Annotated in this window: 7 protein-coding genes; all 7 read left to right on the top strand. The window is 45.6% G+C overall.

Annotation, left to right across the window (positions count from 1 at the left end; genetic code table 11):
• The first annotated feature begins 39 nt into the window (after positions 1 to 39).
• From CAPGI0001_RS07875 to CAPGI0001_RS07905, 7 genes are read left to right on the top strand one after another with little or no spacing between them, the layout of a single operon-like run.
• A complete protein-coding gene (locus tag CAPGI0001_RS07875; RefSeq protein ID WP_002668621.1) occupies positions 40 to 723 on the top strand; it encodes a VirB8 family type IV secretion system protein in 684 nt (227 codons plus the stop codon).
• A 5-nt stretch (positions 724 to 728) separates the two neighbouring features.
• Positions 729 to 1,679, top strand: a complete 951-nt coding sequence (gene virB9 / locus CAPGI0001_RS07880; protein ID WP_002668612.1) for a P-type conjugative transfer protein VirB9 — start codon at positions 729 to 731, stop codon at positions 1,677 to 1,679.
• Positions 1,669 to 3,012 (top strand): VirB10/TraB/TrbI family type IV secretion system protein, encoded by a 1,344-nt coding sequence (gene virB10, locus CAPGI0001_RS07885; protein ID WP_002668619.1) that lies wholly within the window; start codon positions 1,669 to 1,671, stop codon positions 3,010 to 3,012. The genes virB9 and virB10 overlap by 11 nt, the downstream gene beginning before the upstream one ends.
• A gap of 1 nt (position 3,013) precedes the next feature.
• The gene (gene virB11 / locus CAPGI0001_RS07890) at positions 3,014 to 4,048 is read left to right on the top strand and encodes a P-type DNA transfer ATPase VirB11 (protein WP_002668618.1); all 1,035 of its coding nucleotides are present in this window, start codon (positions 3,014 to 3,016) and stop codon (positions 4,046 to 4,048) included.
• Positions 4,035 to 4,430 (top strand): cag pathogenicity island Cag12 family protein, encoded by a 396-nt coding sequence (locus CAPGI0001_RS07895; protein WP_050769238.1) that lies wholly within the window; start codon positions 4,035 to 4,037, stop codon positions 4,428 to 4,430. Before virB11 ends, CAPGI0001_RS07895 begins: the two co-directional genes overlap by 14 nt.
• Before the next feature lie 46 nt (positions 4,431 to 4,476).
• Positions 4,477 to 4,767, top strand: a complete 291-nt coding sequence (locus CAPGI0001_RS07900; protein ID WP_211205499.1) for a killer protein — start codon at positions 4,477 to 4,479, stop codon at positions 4,765 to 4,767.
• A gap of 2 nt (positions 4,768 to 4,769) precedes the next feature.
• The gene (locus tag CAPGI0001_RS07905) at positions 4,770 to 5,072 is read left to right on the top strand and encodes a hypothetical protein (protein WP_002668613.1); all 303 of its coding nucleotides are present in this window, start codon (positions 4,770 to 4,772) and stop codon (positions 5,070 to 5,072) included.
• The last annotated feature ends 397 nt before the right edge of the window (positions 5,073 to 5,469 follow it).

Below are 5,469 nucleotides of genomic sequence, written 5' to 3' on the forward strand. Positions count from 1 at the left end.
AACCTATAAACACGCCGCAGATCATCAAGGAGTTTGGCAATGTCTGAAAAAAAGCTAATTGCTGAATCAAAGAACTTTGAGCAGACAGGTATCGAGCGCGAAAAGCGTATCGCAAAAGCCAGTCTTACTGTGGGCGCTGCCGGCCTTTTTATCGGCGGGCTATCCATCATTGCGTTAATCATCATGCTACCGCTTAAAAAGACAGACGTAGAACTGTATACAGTAGATAACCAGACGGGGCGGGTTGAGCATGTAACAAGCGTTTCAAAAACCAGCCTTACAGCTCAAGAAGCCGTTGAGCGGGCTAGCGTTGCTCGCTACATCAGAATGCGAGAAAGTTATAACTACTTTGAGCTGCAATCAAATTATGATCAGGTGCAGTTGTACGGTACTCCTGATGTTAACAATGCCTATCTTGCCTGGTATGCAGGCGCGGAAGCCCCGGATGCGGTTTACCAGAAAGCCGCTTATGTGGCAAAAATCGACATAATCAGCAACGTCATAAGCGACGCCACTTCGCCCGATCGCCTGGCTACTATCCGCTTTAAAAAAACCATTCGTAAAATCTCTGATAACTCCCTCAAAACAGAATATTGGGATGTTCGTATGACATTCCACTTTGAGCCTAATCGAGAAATGAAAGCCAGCGAACGCGAAGCGAATGAGCTGGGTTTCACCGTGACGAGCTATCAGCGTGATAAAGAAATTCGCGGGGGACAATAATGAAAATGAATAAAGATTCGGCTTCTTTCGCCCGGAATACTTTTAAGGGCGCTATGTTGCTGGCCGGGCTGCTTTCCTGTGGGATGCTCGCGGAAATGGCTCACGCTGAGGCTGTACCACATGGCAGCCGGTACGATGCCCGGATGCAACAGGTTGTATATAACCCGCGCAATGTGTCGGTGGTGAATACCAGTGCAGGCTTTGTGACCACGCTAATTTTTGCTGATGACGAGGCTGTTAGCTCTGCTGAGGCCGGATTTCCGGCAGCCTGGGAAGTTACGAAAGAAGCCAACCGGGTAAAAGTCCGGGCACGTCCTATAGAACAGGGCGCTCCTGGTGCCGATGGAAACTCGGAAAAAGTGGTTATCCCTCCCAACAGCCATGACTGGCGCACCAATTTGTTGGTAGTCACTAATAAGCGCATCTATTCGCTTGATCTTAACGTTCTGGATGATAACAGCCGCATGAAACCGGCTTACGTGGTGATGTTTCGTTATCCACAGGATGAGGCAAATAAAACCAGCCAGGAGCAGCTTAAGCAGCAACTGGCTTTGATGAAACAGGCAGAAGAAGCCCGGACCGAAAAAGCACTGGAAATCGCCCAAATTCCTCGGAACTGGGATTACTCAATGCGCGTAGGCGCGGGCAGCAGAAGGATCACACCAGATTTTGCCTGGGATGATGGGCGCTTTACCTTTCTCGGTTTTTCCCCACAAAAGGATATCCCGTCCCTGTTTGAGCTGAATGGCGGTAAGGAACAGATCGTTAATAGTTCCGTACAACGTAAAGGCAGCTACACGGTTCTGGTTGTTCATGACCTTACTCCGAAGCTGGTACTACGCTCCGGGAATGCTGTAGTTGGCGTGGATAACAATGGATATGGAAAGGTAAAGGCAACAGACGGCACTACGGTGTCACCGAATGTAGAGCGAGTGGAGGCATTCAATGACAACTGAAAATAAAGATGATCAGTCATTCAATGAGCAGGAAGAGAAAAGCGTTGCTGAGCTTGAACTGGAAGCGCGACAGCGCCGCGAGGCGGAGTTAGGAAACGACGACGAAGAAGATGAATCAGCAACGCCGCAGCGACCGGAAGTCTCAGCGCTGAATAAGAGGAAAAAAGGCAAAACGGCTTTTGCTTCATTGGTGGCCTGTTTGATTTTGATTGTGTTGGCTTGGGTAGGTACATGGTTTTATAAAACCTATCTCCGCGCACCACCTCAAGACAAACAGACTGATACCACCGACAACAGCAAACCAAGTACCAGCAATGTACGGAAAAATTTAGGGCAGGACGCTGCGCCATATGAGCCAGAGGAGGAGAAAAAAAATGATGTTTCTAACTCAGGCGATGCTGCAAAGAGTAGTGATACACAGGAGAGCGTAAATTCTGCTGCCGCTCCACTGAGGCTAAACAAAGCGCTCGCTCTCATCACTACAAACACAGCAAATGCTACTGAAAGCGCCCCTACAATGACACGTCAGCAGGAAGCATTAAATATCGTAGGTAAGTCGAGCAATTCAACAGAAGCTGATTCAGCCTCCACGACAACAGAATCTGATTCAGCCCGCACAACAACCCAATCTGTAGATAGCGGGACCGCAGGAATCGATGCCGATAATGGACAGGGAAATGCGGAAGGAAGTGATAGCCGTTCATCATCATCTTCAACGCCATCACCAGTACGCCGTATTCCGTTTAACCCTGACCTGTACGTTCCTGAATTAACATCCGTTCCTTGCTCTATGGATTATCGTTTTGTGTCTGACCGATCGGGCAAACTGAAATGCACGATTGCTAAGGATATCTACAGCGCCAGCGGGAGAGTTAAGCTAATTGAGAAGGGAACGGAAGCCCACGCAGAATATCGGAGCGGGACACTTAATCACGGACAGGGCAGCGTATTTATCATTGTGAATAAACTCCGTACACGCCAGAAGCCATACTTAGATATACCGCTTACAGACACGAATGCGGCCGGTGAGCTAGGTGAGGCTGGCGTGTCTGGTTGGATAGATCAGCACTGGATTGACCGTTTCGGCGGCGCTTTAATGGTGGGCGTCATTCCTGATGGAATGGCGGCTGTAGCAAACACATCCGGCAAGACAGATCGTAATACCGATTACACAGAAAACTCTCGTCAATCAATGGCTGAAATGGCGAAAACAACGCTGGATAACTCTATCAATATCCCTCCGACGCTTTATAAAAATCAGGGCGAAATTATCAACCTGATAATTGGACAAGACATCGATTTCTCAAAGGTATACAAACTCAAGGTTAAGTAATATGAGCGTGAAAAACCTATCGCTGAATCAGTATCGAAACGATTTTTTTGGCACGTATTTGGAGATGCCCGGCCTGACAGAAATAGCAGTCAACAGGCCGGGTGAGCTATTTACAAAAATAGCGGGGCAATGGAAAAAGCATGATAGCTCTATCAGCTTTTCGCACTGTGAAGCCTTTGCAACAGCATTAGCCAAACATCACGGCGATCATATCGAAGATTTGAAGCCGGGTTTATCAGCCATGTTGGAAACTGGCGAACGTTGCCAGGTTATTTTGCCGCCTGCATGTGAAAGAGACACTATTTCAATAACAATTCGCAAACCATCTAACGTAGTCATTCCGCATCAGCAATATATCGATAACGGTTTTTATGACCGGGTGACAGGCAAAGAGAAATCAGACAGCAGAGATGAGGAACTACTTAAACTGTACAGTTCTGGCGACATACCAGCTTTTATGGAAAAGGCAGTTAGATATGGAAAAACGATTGTTGTAGCAGGGGAAACAGGTTCAGGTAAAACAACTTACATGAAAATGTTGGTGGGTTTTATCCCTTTGCATCTTCGCGTGGTAACTATTGAAGATAACAATGAGTTAAGGTTTAACGGTCTGGAAAATTATGTTCACCTCTTCTACCCATCGGAAGCAGGTGATGATAAATCAGCTATCGTTACTCCTGCTCGCCTTATACGATGGAACTACCGTATGAATCCAGATCGTATTTTACTTACGGAAATTCGCGGTGCTGAATCTTGGGACTTCCTTAAGATTACAGACTCAGGTCATGAAGGTTGTATGACCTCTATTCATAATGGAAGCCCTCATGCGGCTATACAGGGGATAGTCGAACGTTGCTATCAACACCCTGAATGCACAAACTTACCGTATAGTGTTTTGTTGAGGAAAGTTCTTAATTGCATCGACATCGTAGTAAGCATAGATGTGAATGGCGATGTAAGAAGAATGGGGGATATATATTATAAGCCTGTACACCGTGATAAGTTTATGAAGGATTTCCGAAATGAAATGTTTTAAAACTTTGTTGTTTTTGCTTCCTTGCGTAATAACTTCTGGTTGTAGCTCCCCTCCTGAACCACCTAAGCCTGATAAATCGCCGTCTGAAACTGTAAATTCATCAATGCCTCTGTGGAAGGAAAATAATTTATTCATTCAGGCACCCAAGGTTTCTGGAGGGTGGAATTTGAAAGTGGATAATTTTTCTGGTGATAATCAAGTTTACCCGGAAGCGTTTTGGTACGGCTTATTGCACTCTGAAAAAATAACTGTGGCAACAGGAAGGAAAACCGATTGGTTTGCTGTAAAAAACTGGCTGCGACAGCATGGAGCCAGACAGACGATCTATTATGGTGAAAAGAAAGCGTGTGAATATTGCATCGATATTTACATGAGTCGCTAAGTAATTTAATCCTGAGTGGTGATTAACTATGAAGAGAGAAATCCTTATGGCGGCATTATTATGCGCCATCACTTTTAATTGCTTACCTGCTAAGGCTGATGAGCCATGCGAAATGACTTTGTGCATGTGGGGGCAAGTTAGCGGTTCTAGTAAAGAAGGTTGTGAAGGGCAAATTAAGAAGTTCTTCAAAAAACAGGTAAAGAAAAAAGGCTCTTTTCTACCAAATCATACTGCTGATGCTCGAGAAGATATGTTGCGTGATGAATGTCCCGCCTCAATGGTTCCTGGCGACTTCATTAAAAAAATCATAAGCAAGTTTGGAAAATTAAAGGGGTGAGTATGGACAGGAAAAACTTTATTAGAAATCCTTTCTCAGAATTGAATGACAGCATTCGTATAGATGTGCTTATTATCAGGATTGAAAAAGACGCGGCAGGAAAGAGTGGTTTGCATTATGAGGTTTTCCATCAAAAAGTGATGGAAAACCTCTCTGATATTGTTGTTCGCTTGAAAGACGAAGATGCTGAAAAGTTAAAGCTGGCGGCGGCAATGCGAGGATATTGTCTTGATGAAGAATCACTGGCACAAACGCGTGAATGCTATCTTAATAAAATAAAACAAATAGAAGACGAGCTTTTATAAAGGTTACACCTGCGACGTTATATTTTGGTTTTGACCTTGGTTTTGACCTTGGTTTTGACCTTGGTTTTGACCTTGGTTTTGACCTTGGTTTTGACCTTGAGGCGTCTAATTCAATCCAACAAGGATTGTTAATTAGACGCCGTTGGGCTTCCCATTCGGCTATGCAGAATGGGAAGGGGAGAGAGACGAGTAAATTCAATTTCGGAGAAATTGCTAATTTGCGTCGTCGAACCCCTCCGCGGCTATTCGCCCCAGCGAATATAAGCAGACCGGGGGGAGCCGAATAAATTTCGCCGCCCCAGCGAGCGAAAAGCTATCGCCCACGATAGCGGTTTATTTGGGGGGCTTGCCCCGCACACCGTCGGGACTAAGGTGACTTGTCACCGTGGCACGACCA

It is taken from the genome of Capnocytophaga gingivalis ATCC 33624, from assembly GCF_000174755.1.
GTDB lineage: Bacteria > Bacteroidota > Bacteroidia > Flavobacteriales > Flavobacteriaceae > Capnocytophaga > Capnocytophaga gingivalis.

Excerpts from the sequence above, each read along its gene's own strand:
- CAPGI0001_RS07875 (WP_002668621.1), top strand. The coding sequence starts at position 40 with ATGTCTGAAAAAAAGCTAATTGCTGAATCAAAGAACTTTGAGCAGACA.
- virB9 (WP_002668612.1), top strand. The coding sequence starts at position 729 with ATGAATAAAGATTCGGCTTCTTTCGCCCGGAATACTTTTAAGGGCGCT.
- virB10 (WP_002668619.1), top strand. The coding sequence starts at position 1,669 with ATGACAACTGAAAATAAAGATGATCAGTCATTCAATGAGCAGGAAGAG.
- virB11 (WP_002668618.1), top strand. The coding sequence starts at position 3,014 with ATGAGCGTGAAAAACCTATCGCTGAATCAGTATCGAAACGATTTTTTT.
- CAPGI0001_RS07895 (WP_050769238.1), top strand. The coding sequence starts at position 4,035 with ATGAAATGTTTTAAAACTTTGTTGTTTTTGCTTCCTTGCGTAATAACT.
- CAPGI0001_RS07900 (WP_211205499.1), top strand. The coding sequence starts at position 4,477 with ATGGCGGCATTATTATGCGCCATCACTTTTAATTGCTTACCTGCTAAG.
- CAPGI0001_RS07905 (WP_002668613.1), top strand. The coding sequence starts at position 4,770 with ATGGACAGGAAAAACTTTATTAGAAATCCTTTCTCAGAATTGAATGAC.